This is a genomic window from Vibrio sp. Hep-1b-8 (assembly GCF_006124995.1).
In the GTDB taxonomy this organism is placed as follows: Bacteria; Pseudomonadota; Gammaproteobacteria; order Enterobacterales; family Vibrionaceae; genus Vibrio.
In genome coordinates, this window is the sequence record NZ_QEWN01000011.1 from 1 (window position 1) to 25,582 (window position 25,582).

General features: G+C 44.0%; 23 protein-coding genes. 17 read left to right on the forward strand and 6 right to left on the reverse strand.

Going from position 1 to position 25,582, the window contains the following annotated elements; all coding sequences use genetic code 11:
• The 7 genes from DA100_RS03760 to DA100_RS03790 form a co-directional block, all read left to right on the forward strand.
• Positions 1 to 598: transposase (locus tag DA100_RS03760; RefSeq protein WP_138970948.1), on the forward strand; the 598-nt coding region annotated here is incomplete at its 5' end.
• Between the two features lie 738 nt (positions 599 to 1,336).
• Positions 1,337 to 2,077, forward strand: coding sequence for an SDR family oxidoreductase (locus DA100_RS03765; protein WP_138970949.1), 741 nt, complete (start codon positions 1,337 to 1,339; stop codon positions 2,075 to 2,077).
• A gap of 12 nt (positions 2,078 to 2,089) precedes the next feature.
• Entirely contained in the window at positions 2,090 to 3,298 is a 1,209-nt protein-coding gene (locus DA100_RS03770) for an acetyl-CoA C-acetyltransferase (RefSeq protein ID WP_138970950.1), read from the forward strand.
• 35 nt (positions 3,299 to 3,333) lie between these two features.
• Complete coding sequence (locus DA100_RS03775) at positions 3,334 to 3,681, forward strand: phasin family protein (protein ID WP_138970951.1); 348 nt, start codon at positions 3,334 to 3,336, stop codon at positions 3,679 to 3,681.
• 55 nt (positions 3,682 to 3,736) lie between these two features.
• Positions 3,737 to 5,515 carry a class I poly(R)-hydroxyalkanoic acid synthase gene (phaC, locus tag DA100_RS03780; RefSeq protein WP_138970952.1) on the forward strand — a complete coding sequence of 593 codons (1,779 nt, stop codon included), beginning with the start codon at positions 3,737 to 3,739 and terminating at the stop codon, positions 5,513 to 5,515.
• 109 nt (positions 5,516 to 5,624) lie between these two features.
• On the forward strand, positions 5,625 to 6,317 hold the full coding sequence (locus DA100_RS03785; RefSeq protein WP_138970953.1) for an aspartate/glutamate racemase family protein: 693 nt from the start codon (positions 5,625 to 5,627) through the stop codon (positions 6,315 to 6,317).
• On the forward strand, positions 6,314 to 7,483 hold the full coding sequence (locus tag DA100_RS03790) for an MFS transporter (protein WP_138970954.1): 1,170 nt from the start codon (positions 6,314 to 6,316) through the stop codon (positions 7,481 to 7,483). The genes DA100_RS03785 and DA100_RS03790 overlap by 4 nt, the downstream gene beginning before the upstream one ends.
• Before the next feature lie 579 nt (positions 7,484 to 8,062).
• Here the strand turns inward: DA100_RS03790 and DA100_RS03795 are convergent.
• From DA100_RS03795 to DA100_RS03805, 3 genes are read right to left on the reverse strand one after another with little or no spacing between them, the layout of a single operon-like run.
• Positions 8,063 to 8,908 carry a DmsC/YnfH family molybdoenzyme membrane anchor subunit gene (locus DA100_RS03795; RefSeq protein ID WP_138970955.1) on the reverse strand — a complete coding sequence of 282 codons (846 nt, stop codon included), beginning with the start codon at positions 8,906 to 8,908 and terminating at the stop codon, positions 8,063 to 8,065.
• 1 nt (position 8,909) lies between these two features.
• Complete coding sequence (locus DA100_RS03800) at positions 8,910 to 9,530, reverse strand: DMSO/selenate family reductase complex B subunit (RefSeq protein ID WP_138970956.1); 621 nt, start codon at positions 9,528 to 9,530, stop codon at positions 8,910 to 8,912.
• Between the two features lie 12 nt (positions 9,531 to 9,542).
• Complete coding sequence (locus DA100_RS03805; protein ID WP_138970957.1) at positions 9,543 to 11,987, reverse strand: DmsA/YnfE/YnfF family dimethyl sulfoxide reductase; 2,445 nt, start codon at positions 11,985 to 11,987, stop codon at positions 9,543 to 9,545.
• 193 nt (positions 11,988 to 12,180) lie between these two features.
• Between DA100_RS03805 and DA100_RS03810 the strand changes: the two genes are divergently transcribed.
• The 4 genes from DA100_RS03810 (at position 12,181) to DA100_RS03825 (ending at position 14,151) form a co-directional block, all read left to right on the forward strand.
• Complete coding sequence (locus DA100_RS03810; protein ID WP_138970958.1) at positions 12,181 to 12,753, forward strand: molecular chaperone; 573 nt, start codon at positions 12,181 to 12,183, stop codon at positions 12,751 to 12,753.
• On the forward strand, positions 12,750 to 13,262 hold the full coding sequence (gene napF, locus DA100_RS03815) for a ferredoxin-type protein NapF (RefSeq protein WP_138970959.1): 513 nt from the start codon (positions 12,750 to 12,752) through the stop codon (positions 13,260 to 13,262). Before DA100_RS03810 ends, napF begins: the two co-directional genes overlap by 4 nt.
• Positions 13,263 to 13,418: 156 nt before the next feature.
• Complete coding sequence (locus tag DA100_RS03820; RefSeq protein WP_138970960.1) at positions 13,419 to 13,748, forward strand: hypothetical protein; 330 nt, start codon at positions 13,419 to 13,421, stop codon at positions 13,746 to 13,748.
• Positions 13,735 to 14,151: a hypothetical protein gene (locus DA100_RS03825; RefSeq protein WP_138970961.1), complete on the forward strand. Its 417-nt coding sequence runs from the start codon at positions 13,735 to 13,737 to the stop codon at positions 14,149 to 14,151. Before DA100_RS03820 ends, DA100_RS03825 begins: the two co-directional genes overlap by 14 nt.
• A gap of 469 nt (positions 14,152 to 14,620) precedes the next feature.
• On the opposite strand, the gene DA100_RS03830 is transcribed toward DA100_RS03825, so the two are convergent.
• Both DA100_RS03830 and DA100_RS03835 read right to left on the reverse strand, forming a co-directional pair.
• A complete protein-coding gene (locus tag DA100_RS03830) occupies positions 14,621 to 16,324 on the reverse strand; it encodes an FAD-dependent oxidoreductase (RefSeq protein ID WP_138970962.1) in 1,704 nt (567 codons plus the stop codon).
• 13 nt (positions 16,325 to 16,337) lie between these two features.
• Positions 16,338 to 16,523 (reverse strand): DUF2892 domain-containing protein, encoded by a 186-nt coding sequence (locus DA100_RS03835; protein WP_138970963.1) that lies wholly within the window; start codon positions 16,521 to 16,523, stop codon positions 16,338 to 16,340.
• A gap of 165 nt (positions 16,524 to 16,688) precedes the next feature.
• Here DA100_RS03835 and DA100_RS03840 point away from each other — a divergent pair, with 165 nt between their 5' ends.
• Genes DA100_RS03840 through DA100_RS03860 form a run of 5 tightly spaced genes read left to right on the forward strand, consistent with a single transcriptional unit; the run spans position 16,689 to position 22,274 of the window.
• A complete protein-coding gene (locus tag DA100_RS03840) occupies positions 16,689 to 16,997 on the forward strand; it encodes a metalloregulator ArsR/SmtB family transcription factor (RefSeq protein WP_138970964.1) in 309 nt (102 codons plus the stop codon).
• A 16-nt stretch (positions 16,998 to 17,013) separates the two neighbouring features.
• A complete protein-coding gene (locus DA100_RS03845) occupies positions 17,014 to 17,436 on the forward strand; it encodes a YeeE/YedE family protein (protein WP_138970965.1) in 423 nt (140 codons plus the stop codon).
• Between the two features lie 10 nt (positions 17,437 to 17,446).
• Positions 17,447 to 17,905: a YeeE/YedE family protein gene (locus tag DA100_RS03850; RefSeq protein ID WP_138970966.1), complete on the forward strand. Its 459-nt coding sequence runs from the start codon at positions 17,447 to 17,449 to the stop codon at positions 17,903 to 17,905.
• A gap of 17 nt (positions 17,906 to 17,922) precedes the next feature.
• Entirely contained in the window at positions 17,923 to 21,231 is a 3,309-nt protein-coding gene (locus DA100_RS03855; protein WP_138970967.1) for an efflux RND transporter permease subunit, read from the forward strand.
• Positions 21,228 to 22,274 carry an efflux RND transporter periplasmic adaptor subunit gene (locus DA100_RS03860; protein ID WP_138970968.1) on the forward strand — a complete coding sequence of 349 codons (1,047 nt, stop codon included), beginning with the start codon at positions 21,228 to 21,230 and terminating at the stop codon, positions 22,272 to 22,274. Before DA100_RS03855 ends, DA100_RS03860 begins: the two co-directional genes overlap by 4 nt.
• Here DA100_RS03860 and DA100_RS03865 read toward each other — a convergent pair whose 3' ends face one another.
• Positions 22,275 to 23,165 carry an endonuclease/exonuclease/phosphatase family protein gene (locus DA100_RS03865; protein ID WP_138970969.1) on the reverse strand — a complete coding sequence of 297 codons (891 nt, stop codon included), beginning with the start codon at positions 23,163 to 23,165 and terminating at the stop codon, positions 22,275 to 22,277.
• A gap of 293 nt (positions 23,166 to 23,458) precedes the next feature.
• On the opposite strand from DA100_RS03865, the gene nrdD reads away from it, so the two are divergent.
• Positions 23,459 to 25,579: an anaerobic ribonucleoside-triphosphate reductase gene (nrdD, locus tag DA100_RS03875; protein ID WP_138970971.1), complete on the forward strand. Its 2,121-nt coding sequence runs from the start codon at positions 23,459 to 23,461 to the stop codon at positions 25,577 to 25,579.
• The last annotated feature ends 3 nt before the right edge of the window (positions 25,580 to 25,582 follow it).

The following is a 25,582-nucleotide window of genomic DNA, read 5'->3' on the forward strand; positions in this document are numbered from 1 at the left end:
ATATGGTGGTTACAACTGGATATCACCAAATAAACATCAGCTATGTTGGTCACACGTGATCCGAAACCTACAACAGATTGCGGATTACACAGGTAAAGGTCATACAGCTAAAATAGGCCAACGACTTGTTATGCTGAGCAAATTGGTCTTTCGAACGCGACATCGTTGGGAGTCCGAAACGATAAAATATAGCCTGTACCTAAACAGATTAAGTCGAATAAGACAGCGTTTTAATTACTGGCTCAATAAAGGGAGCAAGCAAATACCAATTCAACGCTATCAAGGTCGCTGCAAAAAACTGGATGAGCATAGCCCAAGCTTGTGGTTGTTCTTAACTAACCCCAAAATACCATTGACCAACAATGAAGCTGAACGCCGGCTTCGTGGCTTTGTTATTCAAAGAAAAATCAGCTACGGCACTACCTCGGATGCAGGCGACAAGTTCCGAGACCGCCTACACTCGCTAATCGAAACTTGTAAAAAGCGAAAGATATCGTCACTTGATACGCTTTCACGCATAGTCAATGCTGTTGTTCGTCAGCAGCCGTACCCAAATGTGCTCGATCTTAAACACACGAGTTTTTACCTAAACACTTAGTCAACACGGTGCTGGTGAACGCTTACCTTTACCGAATCAAACCATCCACTGCCGGATAATTCATGGATTGAACCTCGATTCGTTTTAAGCCAGCCCGAAAGAAATTTCGGGCTTTTTTATCTTTCTATAGTCGATAATTGACACAAATTGATATTGAATAGAATTAAATTAATGTCATTACATCATTAAACAAAATATCATTCCTTACTATGCTAAAGTATGACGATATTGTTCTTGTTGATTGTTAAATCAATCATTAACTTACATTTAATAAGTCATCTTCATCTCAATTATTAATCTTATTGTTAATGCTAATGACTATATTGATAGTCTGATAATTAACTACTCATTTTAAAATTATACTGCATGATAATCATTGTCATTAAACAAGTGATGAAGACTAATGAAATAAGTGTAAATACTAATATACCGTGAAAAAACAGCAAGATAGATGTTATTGATAGAATGGGAGTTCAATTAAAGTCTAGTTTAATCAATTAGATATCGATTGTTAACAAGGATATAACATTTCATTCCATATGAGACATTGTTCACCTTTATGCATAAAAAGTGAAAAAATATTTGAAGTGTAATAATTAGGTATTAGCTTAGTTTAATAAGAGGTAAGTAAAATGCCTTAGATTATTTATTCTATATTTGTCGCAATGAAAAATATATAACGAGAGCTTTTCAATATTTGTTTGGATTATTAATTGCTGTAAAGAATGGAGTCTCTTAATGAAGAAAATCGCTTTGATCACTGGATCGAAAGGCGGAATTGGTTCTGCTATTTCCTCACAACTCGTCGAGGATGGCTACCGAGTCATCGCCACTTACTATACTGGTAATTATGAGTGTGCGTTGGAATGGTTTAATGAAAAAGGATTTAACCAAGATCAGGTTCGATTGTTTGAGCTTGACGTAACAGACACCGAGCAATGTGCTGAGCGACTAGCTAAATTGCTTGAGGAAGAGGGAACGATTGACGTGATCGTCAATAATGCTGGGATCACCCGAGATGGTCTGTTTAAAAAAATGTCTCCTTCTGCGTGGCGAGATGTTATCGAAACCAACCTTAATAGTGTTTTCAATGTGACTCAGCCCCTATTTTCTGCGATGTGTGAAAAGGGGAATGGTCGCGTAATCAACATCTCTTCAGTCAACGGTCTTAAAGGACAGTTTGGTCAAACTAACTACTCTGCAGCTAAAGCCGGAATGATCGGTTTTTCTAAAGCACTTGCAGCGGAAGGTGCTCGAAGTGGTGTGACGGTTAACGTTGTGGCACCAGGTTATACCGGCACTCCTATGGTCGAAGATATGCGTCCAGAAGTGCTCGAATCAATTAAAGAGCAGATCCCGATGCGACGTCTTGCAACGCCTCACGAAATTGCACAATCCGTCTCTTATTTGGTCAGTGATGCTGGAGCCTACATTACAGGGGAAACACTCTCTGTAAATGGCGGCTTATACATGAATTAAAGGGACGATTAGATGGAAAAAATATTTATTGTAGCAGCAAAACGCACACCGATCGGCGCTTTCGGTGGCTCGTTGAAAGACATTTCTGCCGGCAATCTAGCGTCAATTGCCATCAAAGCAGCGATTGCTGACAGTGGCGTTAAGGTTGACGCGATCGATGAAGTCATTGTCGGCAACGTGGTGAGTGCCGGACAAGGTATGGGCGTTGGTCGACAAGCTGCGATTTACGCTGGTATTCCGCATCAAGTGCCTGCTTATTCACTCAATATGGTGTGTGGCAGTGGTATGAAGACGGTGATGGATGCCGCAAGCCACATCAAAGCCGGTGATGCAAATATCGTGGTAGCAGCTGGTGTAGAAGTAATGTCTCAAATCCCATTCACAGCACCATCAAGTATTCGAGATGGCCACAAAATGGGCAATATGAATCTGACCGACCTACTGATTAACGACGGGCTGACGGATGTTTATAACCAATACCATATGGGGGTTACGGCTGAAAACGTGGCCAAATTGGTGGGTATTAGCCGTCAGCAGCAAGATGAATATGCATTGGCAAGTCAGTTAAAAGCGGTGTCTGCAATTGAGGCGGGTAAGTTTAAGCAAGAGATCGTCCCGGTTGATGTTAAAAAACGTCGTGAAACCGTCGTGTTCGATACTGATGAATATCCAAAGCCTGACGCGACTCTGACTGGTTTGTCAAACCTGCGTCCAGCGTTTGATAAAGAAGGGACCGTTACCGCCGGCAATGCGTCAGGAATCAATGATGGTGCCAGTGCCATCATCGTCGCAAGTGAATCGGCGGTGAAGGAGCACGGGCTGACGCCAATCGCTGAAGTCGTTAGCTATGCTCAGTCTGGACTTGAACCCGAAATCATGGGACTTGGCCCTGTTGAAGCTGTCAGCCTCGCATTGCAAAAAGCGCAACTGACTACAGATGATATTGGTGTCTATGAGCTCAATGAAGCGTTTGCTGCTCAGGCACTGGGTGTGATTCACCAACTGGCTGAAAAGCACGGTGTGTCAGTCTCCTCAATTCTTGATAAAGCCAACGTTAATGGCGGTGCAATAGCACTTGGTCATCCACTCGGAGCCTCCGGAAACAGAATTCTAGTTTCACTCATCCATGAACTTAATCGCAGTGGAAATCAATACGGTGTCGCTTCACTTTGTGTTGGCGGCGGTATGGGGACTGCTGTTGTTATCAAATCAATTAACTAACCCAATTAAATGGACTTAACTTAGGAGTACCAACCATGTACACAGATTTTTTCAAGACGTTTGCAGATCAAACAGAAAAGACAATGGAACCATACGTAAAATTCAACAAGCTAGTGACAAAGAATGTTGAAGTACTCACTGAGCTTCAGCTTAACGCTATTCGTACTTACAGTGATATGGGTCTCGCTCAGATGAAAGCAGCCAGTGAAATCAAAGATGCGACGTCACTGACCGCTTTTAGTGGTCAGCAGCTAGCGGCACTAACCAAACTTTCTCAACAGATGATGGACGACAGCAACAAGCTTCAGGCGATTGCGAAAGAGTTCAAAGACGATGTTGAGCAAATGACATCGGAAAACCTTAAGACAGTGACTCCTGCATAACACTGACTTTTTTGCCGCCGAAAGGCGGCTCTTTTCCGATCTTAGGAGTCGTTATATGTTACAAAACTTCTTTTCGGACTACCTTGTTAAGCTCCAAGAAACCAATCAAAAGTGGTGGGAAGATCTAGAGTTGAGCAGGGCAGCCGCAAACTCCCCACTCAATAAAGCAATGCAAGAGGTTAACCTCGAAGATACCGCCAAGTTATTCGAAAGCGCGGCGAATCAGCCTGCGGCATTGCTTAAAATTCAGGCCGAGTGGTGGCAACAGCAGTTGCAGATTTGGCAAAATGTCGCGCTTACGGCCAACACAGAGGACGTCGTCAGCGCAGAAAAAGGTGACAAGCGCTTCTCTAACGAAGAGTGGCAAAAAGACATCTTTTTTAATTTCATCAAACAGTCTTATCTACTGTTTAGCAAAACCTATCTTGAGACAATCAACAGCATTGAAGGACTTGATGAGAAAAGCAAAGAGCGCATTAGTTTTTTTTCTAGACAAGCCATCAATGCACTGTCACCAAGCAATTACATTGCGACCAATCCAGAATTACTTAAGCTGACACTAGAACAAAACGGTGAGAACTTATTAGCGGGTTTGGAACAACTGAAAGAAGATGTTGAGTCGAGTGCGGATATTCTCAAGATTCGTATGACCAACAATAATGCGTTCCGATTGGGTGAGGATATTGCCAATACCCAAGGTGACATCGTGTATCGCAACGAATTGTTTGAACTGATTCAGTACCGCCCGTTGACGGAAACGGTCAACGCGACACCGTTATTGATTGTTCCGCCTTTTATCAATAAATACTACATCCTTGATCTGCGAGAAAAGAACTCTATGGTTCGCTGGTTACTGGAACAGGGACACGCGGTATTTATGATCTCATGGCGTAACCCAGGGAAGTCTCAGCAGAATGTCGAGTTTGGCGACTATGTCACTGAAGGTGTCGTGAAAGCGGTCAGTGCCATTGAAGATATCACCGGTCAGGAACAGATTAACGCCGCAGGCTATTGTATTGGCGGGACGGTTCTGGCAAGCACGGTTGCCTACTACGCTGCGAAGCGAATGAAGAAACGCATTAAGAGCGCGTCCTTCTTCACCACCTTGCTCGATTTCTCGCAGCCTGGTGAAGTGGGGGCGTACATTAACGATACCATCATCAATGCAATCGAAGTGCAGAATAACGCCAAAGGTTACATGGACGGACGCTCGTTGAGTGTCACTTTCAGCCTGTTACGTGAAAACAGCCTGTACTGGAATTACTACGTAGATAATTATCTCAAAGGCAATAGCCCGGTAGATTTTGATCTGTTGTATTGGAACAGTGACAGCACGAACGTCGCAGCGGATACGCATAACTTTATGTTAAGAGAGCTATATCTCAACAATAAGTTGGTGGCGGATAAAGGCGTTAAAGTTGGCGGTGTATGGATCGACCTGAATAAAATCAAGATCCCAAGTTACTTCGTTTCAACCAAAGAAGACCATATCGCATTGTGGCAGGGCACCTATCGTGGTGCGCTCAACGTTGGCGGAAACAAAACCTTTGTGCTTGGTGAATCGGGTCATATTGCTGGTATTGTTAACCATCCAGCCAAAGAGAAGTATGGGTACTGGACGAATGATTCTCTGGACGATAGTGCAGAGGAGTGGTTGTCAAACGCTTCCCATAGTGAGGGGTCATGGTGGACGCATTGGCACCAGTGGTTGTTGTCGTTCAATCCAGACGAACAGGTAGCGCCATTTACGGTAGGAAATGAACAGTTCCCTGCAATTGAAGCAGCGCCGGGACAATACGTCAAACAGACCTTACCGATCACGTCGGACAACTAGTCTGTTCAGTGCAAGATTAAAGCCTCTGGTTAACCACCAGAGGCTTTTTGTTTGTATTCTCTACATCAATCTGTTTTAGTGGGTTTAACTGGTTAGGAGAGGGAACGGAATGAAAACCATCGGTATTATTGGCGGAATGAGCTGGGAGTCGACAGTGACGTATTACAAACAGCTTAATCAAGGTATAAAAAGTGCGTTAGGCGGTTTGCACTCGGCAAAAGTGGTACTCAATAGTGTCGACTTTGCTGAAATTGAAGCGCTACAACGCTCAGGCGACTGGCAAGCCAATGCTGATATTCTCTGTCAGGCGGCGCAGTCTTTAGAACGAGCGGGCGCAGAATTTGTTCTTATCGCGACCAACACCATGCACAAAGTGGCGCAGCAGGTTGAAGAGTCGATCTCCATCCCGCTTCTCCATATTGCGGATGCGACTGGTGAGGCGTTAACAGAGCAGGGAATCACTAAAATTGGCCTATTAGGCACAGCATATACGATGGATCAGGGCTTCTATAAGCAACGTCTAACCGATAAATATGGTATTGAAGTTGTGGTTCCAAATGGCGTTCAGCGTCAACTCGTTCATACCGTAATATACGATGAACTCTGTCAAGGGCAGATCAGTCAACGTTCCAAGGATGACTTTCTCACCATTATTGACGACCTCTATGCCGATGGAGCACAAGGGGTGATCCTTGGTTGTACCGAGATTGGTTTGCTGGTTGAACAGGCAGACACGCGAGTGCCGTTGTTCGATACCGTAATGATTCACGTTGAGGCTGCGGTAAAAGAGGCACTGCGATGAATCGTAACGTTTGGCTTTTATCGCTGTGCCAAGCGCTATTAATGACTGGCAATATCCTTTTGATTTCTGTTATTGGATTGGTAGGAAAAACACTGGCTCCCAATAGCAGTCTGATTACTTTACCTGTCGCAGTGCAATTTCTAGGTTTGATGAGCGCGACGATTCCAGCTTCTTTGATCATGGGCAAGCTGGGGCGTAGAAAAGGGTTTAGCATTGGTAATATCATCGGTATTAGCGGGGCAAGCTTAGCGACATATGCTTTGTCTATAAAGGCTTTCTCTCTGTTTTGCGCAGGTACTTTCTTATTGGGGATTGGGATCGGTTTTGGCACCCTGTACCGATTTGCAGCCATTGAAGTGTGTGATGAAAGTGCAAGGCATCGTGCGATATCGATCTCAATGGCTGGCGGCGTGTTGGCCGCCATACTGGGTCCAAACTTGGCCATCTACTCTCAGCAATGGTCCTCCGATGGGCTTTATGTTGGGGCATTTATGGCACTGATTGTCCTGAATATTTGTGCGCTTTGCTTATTGCAAACTATTCAGTTCCCTAAGCCACTGTCAGCGACGCAAGTAAGCAAAGTCGACTCATTAGCGACGATCATCAGAGCGCCCAACTTTATGGTGTCCGTGTTCGCTGCAATGGTGGCATATGCGGTCATGAATATCCTGATGACGGCGACACCACTCGCTATGATTGGTTGCGGCTTCGATTTTAATAAAGCGGCGGGCGTGATCGAATGGCACGTTCTGGGTATGTTCGTTCCTGCGTTCTTTACCGGCCGTCTGATAGAACGCTTTGATGCCAGAAGAATGATATTGTCGGGCGGCTTACTATTTATTCTATGTATTGCCATCAATATACATGGTCAGTCGATTTGGCACTTCAGCTTGGCTCTGGTTCTCTTAGGTGTCGGCTGGAACTTTATGTTTATTGTGGCAACCGGATTGTTTAGTCAATCTTACCAAAATCACAATAAGTCTAAAGCTCAGGCATTTAACGAATTTTTTGTCTTTAGCTGTGTGACGATCACGGCCTTAATGTCAGGGTGGTTAGAGGCATCCGTAGGTTGGCGGACGATGAATGTCTACGTATTGCCATTTGTGTTAGCTGTGATTGTTGTGTTTGGCGTTAATACCTACAAAACAAGCAAATTAGCGGCTTAATTCAGCGTTAAATGAGAAAGGCAGGGGGATACCTGCCTTGTTTATATAGTGAATTTTTGTCAGTTACTCACAAGAAAAGGAGAATAGAAAAGTGATTCTGAGTATTAGAATTGTGATGAAATAAGTTCCACAAGTTCATTTTCGGTAACTCGTGCATTTAGCCAACCAAAGTTTTACGAACTATAACGATGTTGTCGAGAAGGTATGTAGAGCATGGAATTGCTTCTTGGAAAGTGCAGATTTGGGTGCAAACGATGTGCAAAAGGGAGTGGGTTAACCTGACCAGTTAATTTTCCAGATTGGTATTAGGTGGGAAACTAAGTCTAAGAAATTACAACGCTCAGGTTGGTGAGGCTTACGCAATGATCAAAGCATTGAACAAGCTCACGGGGCTTGGTATGCCTGAAACACAGTATGTCATTTTAAAATCAAGGAAGCATTTAACATGAGTAGTTTTACAGGCAAAGCTGAACTGAATGATAACCAACTACTGAAGTAGGTGGTTTAGGGCTGAAAATAAAAATCCCTCGAACTTTTTCGAGGGGTTTTTAATCTCAAATAGGATTGAAAGAAAACTAACTACAATCCAGATGTCATATGTAAGCTGTAGAACAACCCACGACCAATTAATTCAGACGCTAATACTAATACCAGTGCTAAAGCTAAGTTTAATGGGGTCACCTCCGAACGATTGAGCATAGGCAATGCCCAAATCAGCAAACCTCCTAATAATAGCGCCACTTGAACACCAAGATAACCGGCTAAACCGTCAACCAACTCAGAAGCTTTTGCAACCGAAGTTTGAATATCACCCACAAGGTTTGCTTTACCTACCGTTACAACCAAGCTAATCGCAACCGCAATAAACGCCAGCATGAGGATATTACGATCCACTGCGAAGTGGCTGTCGTTTGCAGTGACAATCACAAACTGAGATAGCAGTAGACCACCAACGACCATTGTTATCATAAAGCTTAATGGTGTGTAAACATTGAACCAAGTTGGAACAGTGTCGATTAAATATACGTTAACCATCGCATACATAAAGATACAGCCCAGTACCATAGCAACAACCATCAACGCTTTTTGAACTCCTGTCCCACCTACTTTGAGTATAGAGAGTAACCATTGAAAGCCACCAAAAACAAAAAAAGCAGCACCGAAGAACACTTCGTTAGATAACCAAGTAGACCCCAGTTGATTGAATGAGTTAAACGCTCGTAACGGCGAACCTAAGTGTGTCAGAGAGAATAAGAACCCCAACCCCATAATCGCCCACAAAAAAAACATAGGAATTTTGTAGCTATTTATTTTATCGATATCGTGTCCCATAACCAAAGCACGAGCACTAACAAGTAAGTACGCTCCCACAGCTGTTTGAGCCAATACCGTAAAAAAGATCAAAGAATACTCATGAAAAATCATCTTAAATCTCCTTCGGGTTTGCTAAGAAGCCACTGGTGTCACCAGTCGGTTTGGCATTTTTGTTTAACTTAATCACTATGTTTGGCAGAGTTAAGTTCGAAGATGGCAGAGGAGCTACATCTGCTGTAGAGCCATACTTTTTACGCAGTACATGAATTTCACCGAACTCTAAAGCACGCAGTGGACATGACTCGACACACATCGGCTGTTTACCTCCCGAAACTCGCTCAAAACAACCATCACATTTCGTCATATGGCCTTTTTCTTTGTTAAACTGAGGAGCGCCGTAAGGGCAAGCATTAGCACAATGCTGACACCCGATACACACTTCTTCATCAACAACAACTAAACCATCTTCCGTACGCTTATGCATCGCACCCGATGGGCACACTTTGACACAAGTTGGGTTAGAACAGTGATTACAAGCAATAGATAAGTAATAAGAAAACACATCTTTTTGAATCCATGTATCACCGTCTCGTACAAAACCGCCACCCGTGTACTCATAAACACGACGGTAATTACGCTTAATATCTAAATCGCGATAATCTTTACAAGCAAGCTGGCAAGTTTTACAACCTGTGCATTTACTTGAGTCGATGTAAAAGCCATATTGTTTCATTTCAAACCTACCTTACACTTTCTTTACTGCTTTGATTTGAACCAAATTTGAGTGCTGAGGGTTTCCCTTAGCAAGCGGGCTAGGACGCTGGGTAGTCAATACGTTGATTGAGCCTGCATGATCCACTTTTTGTCCATCTGGTGAATACCAAGCTCCCTCACCAAGCGCAACGACGCGAGGTAAAATACGTGGTGTAACTTTAGCCGGAATATGAACTTCACCACGATCATTGAAAATGGCTACCATGTCACCATTTTTAATGCCACGCTCTTCTGCATCAATTGGGTTAATCCACACTTCCTGACGTGCGACCGCTTTAATTTCAGCCACATTGCCGTATGTTGAATGGCAACGCGCTTTGTAATGAAAACCTGTTAGCTGTAGTGGGTATTTAGCAGTCAACGGATCCTTGTGACCTTCTATCGAATCGGCGTAAATCGGTAGCGGGTGAATCACTTCGTCCTCTTTCAACTCCCACTCTTTTGCGATGTTAGCTAAGGTTTCAGAATAGATCTCAATCTTACCACTTGGCGTTGTTAACGGGTTTGCTTCAGGATCTTTACGAAAGTCTTCATAAGCAATAAAATCATGTTCATATTGTCGCTTATAGATACCCAGTTTTTTCATCTCTTCAAAAGTAGGGAGGGAAGGATCTTGTTTTCGAGTTTCTGCATATAAATGCTCAACCCACTCTTCTTGTGTACGTCCCTCGGTGAACTCTTGGCCTACTCCCATACGTTTTGCGATTTCAGAACATATTTCATAGATACCTTTTGCCTCAAACTGAGGTTCTATGGCTTTCTGAGCAAAGATAAAATAAGGAGCATTAGACGCGTACGCATCCATCGCCCAGTCATCTTGTTCAGACGTAGTCAAATCCGGCAGGATAATATCCGCATATTTGGCTGAAGATGTCATATGGTTATCAATAACCACAATCATTTCGCAGGCTTTATCATCTTGCAGGATATCGTGCGTACGGTTAATTTCAGCATGTTGGTTAATTAGACAGTTACCAGCATAATTCCAAATCATCTTGATCGGGTTTGCTAAACGCTCAGCGCCACGGACACCATCTGTTTTAGCTGTCATTTCGTGGTGACGATGAATCGCATCTGTCCACAAAAACATCGAGATCGAAGTTGGCACCGGATTAGGTACAGTCGGAAAGCGAACAAACGGAATGCTCAGGCCACTTTCACGCGCACCTGTTGAACCACCTTGAACACCAACAGAACCAGTTAACAGAGATAACATCGCAATTGCACGGGAAGCTAGTTCACCATTTGAAGTACGCTGCAAGCCCCAACCTTGGTAGATAGCACAAGGTTTACTAGCTCCCATTTCACGACCGAGCTTAACAATCGTATCTACAGGAATACCTGTGATTTTTGATGCCCACGCTGGTGTTTTCTCTACACCATCTTCACCCTTCCCCAAAATGTAAGACTTGTAATCACTATTCTTAAGCGCTGAAGCTGGCAAGGTTTTTTCATCGTAGCCCACACAGTATTTGTCAAGGAATGTTTGGTCAACCAAGTCTTCAGTAATTAAAACGTGTGCTAAGCCTGCAACTAAAGCGGCATCCGTTGAAGGACGAATTGGAATCCATTGGTCTTCACGACCGCCAGCCGTATCGGTGTAACGTGGGTCAATGACAATTGTTTTTGCATTCGAAATATTCTTACTTTCAACGTAATGGTGAATCAGACCACCACCAGACATACGTGTTTCAGCTGGGTTATTACCAAATTGAATGGTCAGTTTGGTGTTGGCCAAATCAGAAAATGAGTTATTTAACGCCCAACCACCGTATGTATGGTGCAAACCTTCAGCAATTTGCGCAGTAGAGTAGTCACCATAGTGATTTAAGTAACCACCACACAGATTCATTAAACGTGCAACAAGAGTAGAAGCGGGCGGCCAAGATTTTGTTACGGTTCCGCCCAGAGTACCAGTACCGTAGTTCAGGTAAATGGAATCATTACCGTAGTCCTTGATCAAGCGCTTCATTGTGTCGGCAATTTCATCGTACGCTTCTTCCCAGCTAATGCGCTTAAATTTACCTTCTCCACGCTTGCCCACACGTTTCATTGGGTACTTGAGGCGATCAGGGTTATATACGCGCCGACGCATAGAGCGGCCACGTAGGCAAGCTCTTACTTGAGGGCTATTGCCAAATTCGTCATCTCCTGTATCGTCCGTTTCAACGTATTTGATTTCTCCATTTTGTACATGCATACGCAGTGGGCAACGAGAACCACAATTAACCGTACATGCACTCCATACGACTTTCTCGTCATTAGCTTTAGGTTCAGCAGCATTCGCTGAGCCCGATTTAAAAGGTAGGCTAATACTACTGGCTAATGCCGCAGTGCTACCGACAGCAGAGGTCGCTTTAATAAACCCACGGCGGGTGAGGTTCATTAAATCAGATTGTTGTTTTTGCTTCGTCATAATAAAACACCATAACATTACTAACACCTAGCACTTTAGTACTAAGTCACGACCACTTATATAGATAAGTCCATCATTATTGATGCAAATCAAATCATGTGTAAACTTAACCTTCGACAGAAAAAGGTTTAGACTACTTCACAAAAAAACATGAAATAATCAGATTCAACAAATACTAGATAAGTACCTGAAAATGAAAACAATTACCAATAACATCAAACTTTTGGGTAGTTTGTTCTATCAAAAGCAACCCATCGAAAAAACTATCAAAATAGTGGACGCGTTAGTGGCTGAAGACGTGCTCAACACTCGAACCCTTGACCAACTTAAATCGCTTAGTGCCGAACAGTTTGACCACTACTTCGGTGTGCTTTTTGAAGGGGTTGGTTCGATGCCTGTACCACCGTGGGGTTCGGTCTACTTAGATAAGGAAAAGGTGCTGTTTGGCGAGTCTAATGTTCAATACAGGCTGTTTTTACAGCAAAACGGTGTCGTTTTAAACTCCGGCCAACGTGAGCCAGAAGACCAATTCGGTCTAATGCTACTCGCTTGTGCTTACTTCATCGAGCAAGATAATAGCCAAGCAGCTTGTGAACTCCTTGGAGAACATTTAATGCCATGGGGATCGGTCTATCTTGAGCAACTACAACAAAAAGCACCAAATTCTTTTTACCAACACTTAGGTAATGATGTTTTACTTTGGTTGCAGCAACTTATTAAACAGCTCGGCATTCAAGTCACGAAGAAAAATATATATTTGAAATGAGTGAACCTATAAATCATAGCCGACGTGGTTTTCTTACGAGATTGAGAAAACCCGTCGAATCGATGAATCAGCCGGAAACGACACCTCGCTTAGTAGCTAGACCTCCTCACGCTGTAGATGAAGCTCTGTTTTCACGACTCTGTGATGGATGTGGGAGGTGCCAGTCTGCATGTTCTAATGGCGTTATTGAGTTAAACGCCAATTTGGCACAGCTCAACCTTGATTATAATGAGTGCAGCTTATGCGAAGAATGTGTTAGCGCCTGCCCTACTGACGCCTTGCATGCTTCTATTCCAGTAGAAATCAACTTGCGCCCCCAATTTGCAGAAATTTGTAATAACTATCTACAAACGGAATGCAGTTTGTGCAAGAGCTCTTGTTCACAAAAGGCTATCACTATTGAAGCTGATGAACTGCCAAACATAAAAGACGATGTATGCAACGGCTGCGGCCAATGCCGAAACAGTTGCTATATCGGTGCAATTACTATGGGGTTGTATAACAATTAAAAGACTAAAAGGACAGGCATCATTAAAGGATACTTGTACTCTTGGCATAATGAGTAACAGTAAATGAAAAGGACATTTAAAAAAGGAGTGACAGATTTGTGATAGGTTTTTGATAAGATTGAGTTTGAGATTTTCAATTATAAGAAGGTTGTATCAATGTCATGTGGTGATATTAGTAATCTTCGTTTTGGCTCTGATAGTAAAACGGCATTAAGAGAGATTGAAGAGTTACAGGGTTTTTCTAAGGCTCTTTCTGTTTTTGTAGGTGCATCTGCAATGTTAGATATTTTTGGTGGCAATGGAGTGTTGATGTCCTCCTATAAGATTTACACCACAGACTTTGAACTCTTATCTAAAGCAATGAGATCTTCAAATCCAATACTCGTTCGAAGGGTCGAGGATATCTCCGCAAGAATGTACATGAGAGCTGGCTTATCTTATCAAGAAAAATTGTTTTGGAAGTGTTTATACCATGAAACTCGCTAATATTACGTCTGTTTTTATTCTACTTTGGTCTTTCATTGCTAGTGCTAGTGCTAGTGCTAGTGAGGTGGAAGATTTGTATTACCAAAAAATAGAACAATGTGTTAATGATGAGCAGCGAAAAAAAGATTTAACAGCGCGTGATGTTACTCCTGAGGAGCTTAAATATATACCGATTGTGAGAAGCTTGAGAGTGGAGCGTTGCTCAAAAATAGAAGAATCCAATTACGTACAAAGCTTCGGTGGTTCAAAGATTCCTGAAACCATTTCTACTTATAACAATCGAGATTTGTCTACATTAACGAAAGGGGAACTAGAAACTATCAGAAATATTGATGAACGGCTCGAGAGTTATAATCTTGAGGTTGATTTATTATCAATATACGACAAGTTGAAAGTAGAGTAGTAAAAGTACGATAACGATAAACATTATCATAGAAGTTGCTTTTATTAACTTAGGATTATGGTCAGTAAAGTCAGAGTACATGTAGGCTAAAATTAGTAATGATGGGAGGCCTATGAACAAGGGCCCTATCTTTGAGTGCTTAGGGAGACTAACTAGAGTTATCAAGCTTATGGCATACAAAGCATATACAGTTAAGGCTATCCATTCGTCGGCTGATAGCTTTTTCCAAAAGATAAGAAGCACAATTAGTGGTGCTACTAATAATTCCATTTTAAAGCCCTTGAACTGGAATGTTTTTACTCTTTCGATATTACATATCATAGCGATTTAATGTAACAGTTTTCGACTCTTTTTGGATGTAGGTTAACTTCTGGATGAACGACAGTTAGATGAAGGTTGTGGCACTCTTATTTGTAAAAAAAGGAGCACATTAAGTGCTCCAAAGGAAAAGGGCAGTGTTTGGTTTATCTTAAGCAGTAGCGAATTTGTAAGTGCGATAGCCGCCAATCAGGTTACGGGCTTTGAAGCCGTTATTAACTAGCTGACGATACGCAACGTTACCGCGTAACCCAACTTGACAGTAAATCACAATCTCTTTGTCTTTCGGTAGTTCGTCCATACGCTGACGCAATTGGTCTACAGGAATGTTGATCGCATCTTTGATAAAGCCAACATTTTCAAGCTCGCCAGGGTTACGTACATCAAGCAGTACTTGATCGTCTGTTAGTGAGTCCATCTCATCAAAGTGAATCGGCGTAGCGTCACCCTTAATGATGTTGTTCGCGACAAAGGCCGCTTGGTTGATCACATCTTTGGCACTGCCGTAAGGAGGCGCGTAAGTCAGTTCTAAGTGTTGAAGTTGCTCAACCGTCATACCTGCACGTTGCGCTACAGCCATTACATCAATGCGTTTGTCGACACCATCTTTGCCTACCGCTTGCGCACCAAAGATCTTGCCTGTTTTTGGATCGAACAACATCTTGAACGAGATAATCTCAGCACCTGGGTAGTAACTTGCATGGCTAGCGGTATGAACGTAGACCTTTTGGTACTCAACACCATCACGTTTAAGTTGTTTCTCGTTTTTGCCCGTTGAAGCAACCGCGAGGTCAAAAATCTTACAGATAGCCGTGCCTTGTGTGCCTTGGTAAGTTTCACTGCGTCCGAGCATATTGTCGGCAGCCATACGACCTTGACGGTTAGCAGGGCCAGCAAGTGGAACTAGAGTTTGTGCACCCGTGACAAAGTCTTTTTCTTCGACTGCATCACCGACAGCGTAGATGCTAGGATCGCTTGTCTGCATCATTTCATTGGTGTAGATACCACCTAATTGACCAATTTGAAGTCCTGCTTCTTTTGCTAACTTAGTCTCAGGACGCACACCGATAGCCATAATCAAGATATCAGTGGTCAGCGACTCGCCATTGTTGAGAGTCAGGTTGAGCTCACCTTCAATATGCTGGTGTTCGGTATCCTCACCAGCGCCGATGCTGGCAATATGTTCATTGGGAATGTATTCAACCGCTTGAAGCGCAACGCCCAGTTTTAAATCGATGCCTTTTTGACGAATTTCAGCGTGTGCAAAGCCCGCCATTTCACGGTCGACAGGTGTCATCACCTGATCTGCCATCTCAATCAGGGTGGTTTTAATTCCCAATTGGTGGAAGGCTTCCATCATTTCTAGACCGATGAATCCACCACCAACAACGGTTGCGTGCTCTGGCTTGTTCATCTGGATGGTTTGCATGATGCGATCCATATCAGGAATGTTACGCAGCGAGTGCGTCAGCGGGTTATCAATACCAGGGATTGGCGGAACGATAGGGCCTGCGCCTGGGCTAAGGAGCAAGAAGTCGTAGCTTTCCGTATACTCACTACCATCCAGTAGGTTCTTAACCGTAACCTGCTTGTTGTGTCGGTCGATAGATATGACTTCGTTCATAACACGAACATCAACGTTAAATCGAGCTAAAAAGCTTTCTGGAGTTTGCAAGAGAAGCTTGCTGCGCTCTTTAATATCGCCGCCAATATGGTAGGGAAGACCGCAATTTGCAAATGAAACAAACGGGCCGCGTTCAAACATGATGATTTCGGCCTCTTCACTCAAGCGACGAGCACGAGCTGCCGCAGATGCGCCGCCAGCCACACCGCCGACAATTAAAATCTTAGTCATTAATAAACCTCAGTTAACGAAAGCCAAACTTTTTCAAAATGAAAACCGCTGGGCAGATACCAGTAAAGGCACTTTGAATCAAATTTACGCCGACAAAAACGGTTAACCATACAAAGTGACTACTGACTGTGAAAGTAAGTAGCACCGACAATAAAACCATACTTCCTGCTAGTACGCGAATCGCATTTTCCATTGTCATAATCGAGTTTCCTTGTTACCGATTAAATCGAATTAGGTTCAATATAGATTGTTCAATTAGAAAAGTCTAATGTTAATTTATCTAATTTTATTACCTCTAAATTAGAATTGACTAATTTTAATATTTGCGTAATATCTAGAGATGTAATCAATAAAGAGGCAAATCATGGCTACACAAGCAATGAACATCGCAGACATGCAGGACAACGCAATTCAGGCTGCTGATCTACTTAAAGTGATGGCGCATCCTGAGCGTTTAATGGTGCTTTGCCAATTGATTCAAGGTGAGGTGGGTGTAGGACAGTTGCAGCAAAGTTCTGCTCTAAGTCAATCTGCGTTTTCTCAGCACCTGACTGTGTTACGTAAGCATGACCTGATTCAGGCACGCAAATCCTCACAACAGGTTTTTTATTCACTTGCGGATCCACGTGTGGAACCGTTAATCCTGAGCTTACATAGCGTTTTTTGTAAATAAGAAGGTAATCATTTCGATGTTAGAAGTTGTTCCTTGGCACTCGTTATTTGGTGGAATGTTGCTCGGAGTCTCTGCGACTCTGTTGATGCTTTTTAACGGCAAAGTGGCCGGAATTAGTGGTGTGATAAATGGTTTGATCAGCCCACGAAGCGGTGAATTTTCATGGCGTCTGCTGTTTTTCACCGGCATGGTGTTAGGCGGACTACTGAGTGTAGTTCTGCTTGGCGTTGAAGTCCCAGTAACCGAAGGCATTTCTCTCTCTCTACTGATTTCTGCGGGTTTATTAGTGGGGTTAGGTACACGTATGGCGAATGGCTGTACTAGTGGACACGGTATCTGTGGCATTGGACGCTTATCGAAGCGCTCAATCATTGCCACCTGTGTTTTTATGTTGGTTGCTGGTGTAACCGTGTATTTCCGTTTACATGTTTTCCAATAAAGGCGGTTTGATGAACACTTTGTTATTTCGTTTATCTGCATTGATTAGTGGTCTATTGTTTGGCGTTGGTATGGCGCTGTCGGGAATGATTGAACCGCAAAAGGTGATTGGTTTTCTGGATGTTGCAGGACAATGGGACCCAAGTTTGGCATTTGTGATGGGCGGAGCATTGCTTATTTTTATGCCGTGCTATTTTCTAGTGATCAAACCTCGTAAAGCATCTGTTACCGGATGCGAATATAGTTTGCCTAGAGCAAAAAACGTTGATTCAAAATTGATTTCTGGTTCGGCACTGTTTGGCCTTGGCTGGGGAATCGCGGGCATCTGTCCAGGTCCTGCGGTTGCAAGTCTCGGTCTAGGAAATCTATCTATTGTGATTTTCTTCTGTGCTATGGTCGTTGGCTCGCTGCTGGCGAAATTCATATTCGACAAGAGCAATAACCAGTCACGTATTGTGAGATCCAGCTAGGATCTATTGGAGGAGACATGGAACGTGCGGCAACCAAGGATGGTGTGATTCATTCTGTAATGAATAGCTTCTTCCCAGCAATATTGATTTTTATGTTATTGGTAGTTGGAGCAGCTGCATTATGGCTGACGCCAAAAGAGGAAGACCCGCAAATTGTTGTTCCGATGGCGGACGTATTGATTTCTGCACCTGGACTCAGCGCCGAGCAGGTTGAAAATCAAGTCACTGAGCCCTTGGAAAAACTCCTAAGTCAGATTGACGGTGTCGAATATGTTTACTCTTCATCAATGGAGGGGGCGGCACAGGTCATCGTTAGGTTTTACGTCGGTGAGCCACGAGAAGCGGCGCTAGTCAAACTGTATAATAAGCTCTATTCAAACCAAGATCGTATTCCCCCTTCGGTAAGCCGCTGGTTAGTCAAGCCGGTTGAAATTGATGATGTGCCTATCGTCGTTGCTGCGATCTATTCGACTGATGCAGACAAGGTTGACCGTTATCAACTGCGTCGAATTGCTGACCAAGCGACTCTGGGTATTAAAGCCCTGCCTTTGACCAACAGCGTTGCCGTTATTGGTGGTGAGTCGAGAAAGATTCACATCGAGCTTGATTCACTTGCCATGGCTAACTTTGGTGTCACAGTGAGCGATTTGAACTATGCACTGAGCGTAAGTCATACCAAATCCCAAGCAGGCGCGGTGCAAATAGCAGGGCAGCAGTTCCAACTTGAGTCCGGTCAGTTGTTTAAATCTGCGCAAGATATTCAGGATCTTGTCATTGCAGTCGTCAACAATAAACCTGTCTACTTGCGCGATATTGCCTCTGTCGTTGATGGGGCTTCTGAAGCAGCAACCGACACTTGGTATATCTCTTCAGAAACCGCAACTGAGTATCCAGCGGTGTTTATCTCTGTCGCGAAGCAAAAAGGATCGAATGCGGTCGATGTGGCTCAATCAATAGTTGATAGATTTGACTTGCTTCAAGACGAGCAATTTCCCAGCGAAGTTAAGGTCGATATTATTAGGAACTATGGTCAGACCGCTGACGATAAGGTGTCTAACCTGGTCTCTAGCTTAGGCGTTTCAATCGTTACCGTGGTGGTATTTGTCGGTCTGTTCCTTAACTGGCGTAGTGCACTTGTGGTGGGTATTGCTATCCCTATTAGCTATGGGGCGGCGTTGGGAATGGATTTGCTGTTTGGCTACTCGATTAACCGCGTTACCCTGTTTGCACTGATTTTGGCGTTGGGTTTGATTGTCGACGACCCGATCGCGAGCATTGACAATATTGAACGTTTTCTAAAACGAAAAGACTTGTCTCGTTCCAAGGCCATTGTGGCAGCGATGGCAGAGATTCGCAGTGCACTTTTAATGTCCACAGTCGCGATTGTGATTGTCTTTACCCCGATGTTTTTTATTACTGGAATGATGGGGCCTTACATGGCACCGTTGGCATTCAATGTTCCTATCAGTGTTATATTCAGTACTATCGTCGCGTTCTTTATTACGCCTTGGTTAGCCAAAAAACTTCTTAAAGCGACCAAGCAACAAGACCATTACCAAATAGAAAATTCCTCGCTATACAAACTTTACGCGAGAGTTTTGACGCCTCTGCTTGCCAGTCGTCAGAAGGCGTGGTTGTTCTTAGGCTTAGTTGCGCTCTTGTTTTTTGCCGCGGCAACCTTACCTGCTTTGCGTCTCGTTCCGCTTAAACTTTTGCCTTATGACAATAAGAATGAGTTTCAACTGGTGTTGAACATGCCGGAGTCCGCCAGTTTTGCTGACACTTCAAATGCATTGCGCGTATTCGCAGATTATTTGTTACAAGTACCAGAAGTCGAGTCAGTCTCGGGGTTTGCGGGATTAGCGTCTCCGATGGACTTTAATGGCATGGTTCGTCATTACTTTATGCGTAGTGAACCGTATCAAGGTGAGTTGAGAGTGGTACTGGTAGAAAAACATAGCCGCTCAATGCAATCACACCAAATTGTTACGCGACTCAGGGAGGATTTGGAGTCCATTGCACGAAAACAAGACGCAGAGATACAGTTAGTCGAAGTACCGCCAGGCCCTCCGGTGATAGCGACCATCACGGCGGAAGTGTATGGAAATGAGCAGACAAGCTACCAAGAATTGATTACGCAGGCAGACATTGTTGCGCAGAGACTCAGAAGCGAAGCCTTTGTATCAGAGGTCGACACCAGTGTTCAGAAGCAACTGGAGACTTGGCAGTTTATTGTTGATCAGGAGAAAGCAGCGCTTTCAGGCATTTCAGTCCAAGATATCAATGCCACCATAACGGCGGCCAATAAAGGGCAAGTGCTCGGTTATCTGGCCAGTGCGCAGGAAGTAGCGGCGCTGCCGATAGAAATTCGTCTACCAAGAGGTGAGCGTGATTCTTTAGACAGCTTGTTGCAACTCTATGTTCGTGGGCAAGCAGGGGTGGTGAAAGTGGCCAGTCAAGGTACGTTTAGTGATGCACCACAGCCTTTAGTTCAGTTATCGGAACTGGGTGAGTTTGTAAAAAGAGCGGTGGATAGTCCTATTTATCACAAGAATCTCAAACCTGTGGTGTATGTCTATGCAGAGTCAGTTGGCCGTGTGCCTGGTGAGATCGTTGCTGACGTTATTGCAGATCAAAATAGGCATAGTGAACGTGAATTTACCGACTGGAGCAATCGTACTTATTTTAGTAACGGTTCAGGCCAAAATTGGCAGTTGGACGATAATATCCATGTGGTCTGGAGCGGAGAAGGGGAATGGAAAATCACGGTTGATGTATTTCGTGACCTCGGAATCGCATATGGTGCGGCTTTGCTAGGCGTGTTTGTTGTGATGCTAATTCAGACGGGGCTGCCTGCTGTCTCTGGCATTATTATGCTTGCTATACCGTTAACCGTGATTGGTATCATGCCGGGATTTTGGCTATTAAATAGCTTGTCGAGCGGCATAAATGGTTATCCAGACCCGGCACTATTTACGGCAACCGCGATGATCGGAATGATTGCATTGGCGGGTATTGTGGTGCGTAACTCTCTTGTTCTCATTGAGTTTATTCAGCAATCCTTGGCTCGCGGCGAATCGTTAAACAATGCTCTACTTCAATCGGGCGCAGTTAGGATGAGACCGATATTACTAACAGCGGGTACTACGTTACTGGGTAACATCGTTATTACTCTCGATCCAATATTCAATGGATTAGCATGGGCAATTATTTTTGGTATTACCGCTTCAACGATATTTACGCTACTGGTTATTCCAGTGGTCTATAACCTCGCTTATCAGAATAAACAGGGCCATGGACTTCCTGTATTGGAGGATGAACAATGATCAATCGTAAACTTTTATTAGGAACCGTTCTCTTCGCCGGACTTGCATTGGTCTTCCTCTACATGGCAGGCGTGTTCACACCTAAAGTCGCTACTCAAATGCAAACACGCGATGCAGTCAGTCAAACACAGCCAGTTGTCACTTTGGTTGCTACCGAAGAACGTGTAATGCGACAGTTTCCGGGAACCGTCGTCGCGGATCAAAAAGCGACGATAGCCGCGAGATTAACGGCAACGGTTGTCGAAGTGCTGGTTGAAGTGGGTCAGCCAGTCCGTAAAGGAGACGTGTTGCTGAGATTAGAAAGTGATGACCTTAATGCTCGAGTCAGGCAGACAGAGCAAAGCTTGTCATCTGCACAAGCGCAGTTAAATGCAGCGCGTAAAGAATATGCGCGAATCAAAGAGCTCCTGAACAAGAAATTGGTACCGCAAGCGCAATTCGATCAGGCTGAGAGTACGTTAAAGACGGCAATAGCGAATTTGGAGCAGGCGCGCGCGGCTGTTTCAGAAGCAGAAACAACGTTTGGTTTCAGCGTAATTACGGCCCCTTTTGATGGTGTTATTACCCACAAACCGATTAACTCAGGTGACACAGCAACACCAGGTATGGCGTTGTTGTCGATGTACAATCCAGACTCACTCATCGTTGAAGCGGATGTTGCCGAATCCGTCATGCCTGCTTTGTCGATAGGCGCGACGTTAGCGGTTGAGATCCCGACTTACCAGTTGGTGCTAGAGGCGAACATCAATGAAATTGCGCCGGCGGCGGATAGCGGGTCGCGCAGTTACCTAATCAGATTGGGTTTCGATACCGAACATACACTCTATCCAGGCAATTTTACCCGAGTATCTGTTGATCTAGGCAGTGAAAAAGTACTTAAAGTCCCGGTTGCTGCTATCTATCAAGTCGGTCAACTAGACTACGTTAAAGTGGTCGAAGAGGGGATGGTTCACACTCGACTTGTCCAATTGGGGGACGACTTCCGAGTGCGAAAAGGGCTTGTTGAAGGGGACGTTGTACTACTTAATCCCCGTGATTTGTAGCTAATGAATTTCAGTGCTCAGAGGGCAATGGTCGCTGAGTTGATGGTTAATCACATCGCTGATCGCAAACACATTTTGCTTGGGTGTCGATGCGGTTAGCGTGTCACTCACAATGATATGATCGATGAGTGAACGAAATTGGTGGGTCTTATTCGGGTTGTTGCGTGACTTTACTTTACAATCCGCCCGACTGGCTTGTGATGCCAGTGATGCGCGAGTCTGGTCTGAGATACCTTTCCATAACCAATCATTTTGATACCCCATGTTGTGGTTAAAATCCCCAAGGATGATATAGGCTTCTTGTTTGGACTCACGAAGCCTTATCCAGTCATTGAGAGCTTGCCCTTGTCCCTTGAGTGTTTGGCACGCTTGGCTGTTATTAAATCGACCTGAACAGCCTGCTTTGAGATGAACGGAAAGCGCATGAAGCGGTTGATTACTTGTTGGCTCAATGATGATGTAACTAGCGAAACGCAGTTTACTGTTGTTAGCGTTATCAAGACGAAGGTCTTTGGCGTTAGCCACTTTAATTCCTTTTCTAACCGCAAAGCCAGTGTATTGATTGATGCTATCAAATTGGTGATGCTGGTTGTTGCGTTCACTTCGCTCAGAAAAGAACGTTTGATATTTGGAGCCAATGACCTTGGTCAATACTTGCGCATCGTTCACTTCCTGAAACGCGATGACATCACTATTGATGTAGATAAAGTGACGGTTTAGTAGCTGATAGTCCGCGTTGCTTCTCTGCGATGCCGAAAACTCAGGTGATGGCTGGCTGCTTAGCCATTCAAAATTCCATGTTGAAAACGTCATCTGTGGCGCTGACACAGCAGGAAATGAAAAGACCAACAGGAGTGACGCAAAATTTGACCACGTTTTAGGGGCTATCATAGGATTTAATTCATGAACAGAGTTGCAGCCTTTATCCTATAAGAGGTCATAAAATTGCAAGTAGATTTAGTAGCATTTTTGCAATTTTCATCATTTTATTCTCATCTGAGATCAACCCCACTAAGATCGATTTGATCTTGAGCGAGGCTCTCCTTTTGTTGATCAAAATCAATACTTTTGCCTCCCTCATCTCGTTAAATACGCCACAATATATAGTGTCAGTCGAACAAGAAATCGCCCTATATAGTGTATTTGTGGATAAGTCTGTGGGTATGCTGGGGTAAGGAGAAAAGGTGAAACCAATCGTAATCAAGCGTGATGGCTCAAGAGCTCCGTTTAGCAGGGATCGCATTCAAGCTGCAGTGGAATCAGCAGCCGAGCACGTAGACCAAGAAATCGCATTATACGCACTGAATGTTGCGTTAGCGGTAGAGCTTCAGCTAAAAGATCACGATGAAGTCCACATCCACGAAATCCAGACCCGAGTAGAAAATGAGTTAATGCAAGGGCCTTATAAGTCTTTGGCACGTTCATACATCGAGTATCGTCATGATCGTGATATCGCACGTGAGAAGCAGAGCACGTTGACGCGTGAAATTGAAGGTCTTATCGAAGAGAGTAACGTTGATCTAATCAACGAAAACGCCAACAAAGACGGTAAGGTCATTCCAACTCAGCGCGACCTATTAGCGGGTATTGTTGCGAAACATTATGCCAAGACGCACATTTTACCACGTGATATTGTTCAGGCTCATGAGATGGGCGATATTCACTACCATGACTTAGATTACGCACCGTTTTTCCCGATGTTTAACTGCATGCTGATTGATTTACAAGGCATGCTGACACACGGTTTCAAAATGGGTAATGCTGAGATAGACACTCCGAAATCCATTTCGACTGCAACTGCGGTAACGGCGCAGATCATTGCTCAGGTCGCCAGTCATATCTATGGCGGAACAACCATCAACCGCATTGATGAAGTTCTAGAGCCTTATGTGATGACCAGTTATCACAAGCATTTGGAGATCGCCAAAGAGTGGGATATTCCCAATCCTGAAGCGTTTGCCTCCGCTCGTACAGAGAAAGAGTGTTATGACGCGTTCCAATCACTAGAGTATGAAGTTAACACACTCCATACAGCAAACGGCCAAACGCCATTTGTGACCTTTGGCTTCGGTCTGGGTACAAGTTGGGCGTCACGATTAATTCAGCAGTCAATTTTGAAAAATCGTATTGCGGGTTTAGGTAAAAATCGTAAAACGGCTGTGTTTCCAAAGCTAGTGTTTGGCATTAAAGATGGGTTAAACCACAAGTCTGAAGATCCAAACTACGATATCAAGCAGTTGGCGCTGGAGTGTGCTTCGAAACGCATGTATCCAGATATTCTCAACTACGACAAAGTGGTAGAGATTACGGGGTCATTTAAGACGCCTATGGGCTGTCGTAGCTTCTTGGGTACCTACCAAGAGAATGGCGAGTTAGTCCATGAAGGACGCAACAACTTAGGCGTGGTAAGCCTTAACTTGCCGCGAATTGCGATTGCTGCCAACCGTGATGAGCGCCAGTTCTACAAGCTATTGGATGAAAGACTGGATCTGGCTCGTCGCGCGCTAGAGACTCGAATCTCACGTCTAGAAAATGTCAAAGCACGGGTAGCACCGATTCTTTATATGGAAGGGGCTTGTGGTGTGCGACTAAAAGCTGACGAACCGATTGCCAACATCTTCAAAAATGGCCGTGCATCGATTTCTCTTGGTTACATCGGTATTCACGAAACGATCAATGCCTTGTTTGGTGATGAAACACACGTCTATGACGATGCTGAACTGCGTCAGAAAGCGGTGGATATCGTCAAGTATCTAAAAGACAAAGTGAATCAGTGGGCAGAAGAGTCTGGTTATGGCTACAGCCTATACGGTACACCAAGTGAGAACCTGTGCAGCCGTTTCTGTCGTATTGATACTAAAGAGTTTGGTGTTATCAAAGGTGTGACAGATAAAGGTTACTACACCAATAGTTTCCACCTTGATGTGGAGAAAAAGGTTAACCCTTACGACAAGATTGATTTTGAAATGCCTTACCCACAAATCTCGAGTGGTGGTTTCATTTGTTATGGCGAATTCCCGAACATGCAACGCAATGTTGAAGCGTTAGAAAACGTCTGGGATTACAGTTACAGCCGCGTACCTTATTACGGAACAAATACGCCAATCGATGAGTGTTATGAGTGTGGCTACAATGGTGAGTTCGACTGTACCAGTAAAGGCTTCACTTGCCCGAGCTGTGGGAACCATGACTCGACTAAGGTATCTGTGACACGTCGTGTGTGCGGCTATCTAGGTAGCCCAGATGCACGTCCGTTTAACTTCGGTAAACAAGAAGAAGTTAAACGTCGCGTCAAGCACCTATAAATC

Bases quoted from the DNA above. Each gene is read 5' to 3' on its own strand.
- DA100_RS03765 (WP_138970949.1), top strand. From the start codon at position 1,337: ATGAAGAAAATCGCTTTGATCACTGGATCGAAAGGCGGAATTGGTTCT.
- DA100_RS03770 (WP_138970950.1), top strand. From the start codon at position 2,090: ATGGAAAAAATATTTATTGTAGCAGCAAAACGCACACCGATCGGCGCT.
- DA100_RS03775 (WP_138970951.1), top strand. From the start codon at position 3,334: ATGTACACAGATTTTTTCAAGACGTTTGCAGATCAAACAGAAAAGACA.
- phaC (WP_138970952.1), top strand. From the start codon at position 3,737: ATGTTACAAAACTTCTTTTCGGACTACCTTGTTAAGCTCCAAGAAACC.
- DA100_RS03785 (WP_138970953.1), top strand. From the start codon at position 5,625: ATGAAAACCATCGGTATTATTGGCGGAATGAGCTGGGAGTCGACAGTG.
- DA100_RS03790 (WP_138970954.1), top strand. From the start codon at position 6,314: ATGAATCGTAACGTTTGGCTTTTATCGCTGTGCCAAGCGCTATTAATG.
- DA100_RS03795 (WP_138970955.1), bottom strand. From the start codon at position 8,908: ATGATTTTTCATGAGTATTCTTTGATCTTTTTTACGGTATTGGCTCAA.
- DA100_RS03800 (WP_138970956.1), bottom strand. From the start codon at position 9,530: ATGAAACAATATGGCTTTTACATCGACTCAAGTAAATGCACAGGTTGT.
- DA100_RS03805 (WP_138970957.1), bottom strand. From the start codon at position 11,987: ATGACGAAGCAAAAACAACAATCTGATTTAATGAACCTCACCCGCCGT.
- DA100_RS03810 (WP_138970958.1), top strand. From the start codon at position 12,181: ATGAAAACAATTACCAATAACATCAAACTTTTGGGTAGTTTGTTCTAT.
- napF (WP_138970959.1), top strand. From the start codon at position 12,750: ATGAGTGAACCTATAAATCATAGCCGACGTGGTTTTCTTACGAGATTG.
- DA100_RS03820 (WP_138970960.1), top strand. From the start codon at position 13,419: ATGTCATGTGGTGATATTAGTAATCTTCGTTTTGGCTCTGATAGTAAA.
- DA100_RS03825 (WP_138970961.1), top strand. From the start codon at position 13,735: ATGAAACTCGCTAATATTACGTCTGTTTTTATTCTACTTTGGTCTTTC.
- DA100_RS03830 (WP_138970962.1), bottom strand. From the start codon at position 16,324: ATGACTAAGATTTTAATTGTCGGCGGTGTGGCTGGCGGCGCATCTGCG.
- DA100_RS03835 (WP_138970963.1), bottom strand. From the start codon at position 16,523: ATGACAATGGAAAATGCGATTCGCGTACTAGCAGGAAGTATGGTTTTA.
- DA100_RS03840 (WP_138970964.1), top strand. From the start codon at position 16,689: ATGGCTACACAAGCAATGAACATCGCAGACATGCAGGACAACGCAATT.
- DA100_RS03845 (WP_138970965.1), top strand. From the start codon at position 17,014: ATGTTAGAAGTTGTTCCTTGGCACTCGTTATTTGGTGGAATGTTGCTC.
- DA100_RS03850 (WP_138970966.1), top strand. From the start codon at position 17,447: ATGAACACTTTGTTATTTCGTTTATCTGCATTGATTAGTGGTCTATTG.
- DA100_RS03855 (WP_138970967.1), top strand. From the start codon at position 17,923: ATGGAACGTGCGGCAACCAAGGATGGTGTGATTCATTCTGTAATGAAT.
- DA100_RS03860 (WP_138970968.1), top strand. From the start codon at position 21,228: ATGATCAATCGTAAACTTTTATTAGGAACCGTTCTCTTCGCCGGACTT.
- DA100_RS03865 (WP_138970969.1), bottom strand. From the start codon at position 23,165: ATGATAGCCCCTAAAACGTGGTCAAATTTTGCGTCACTCCTGTTGGTC.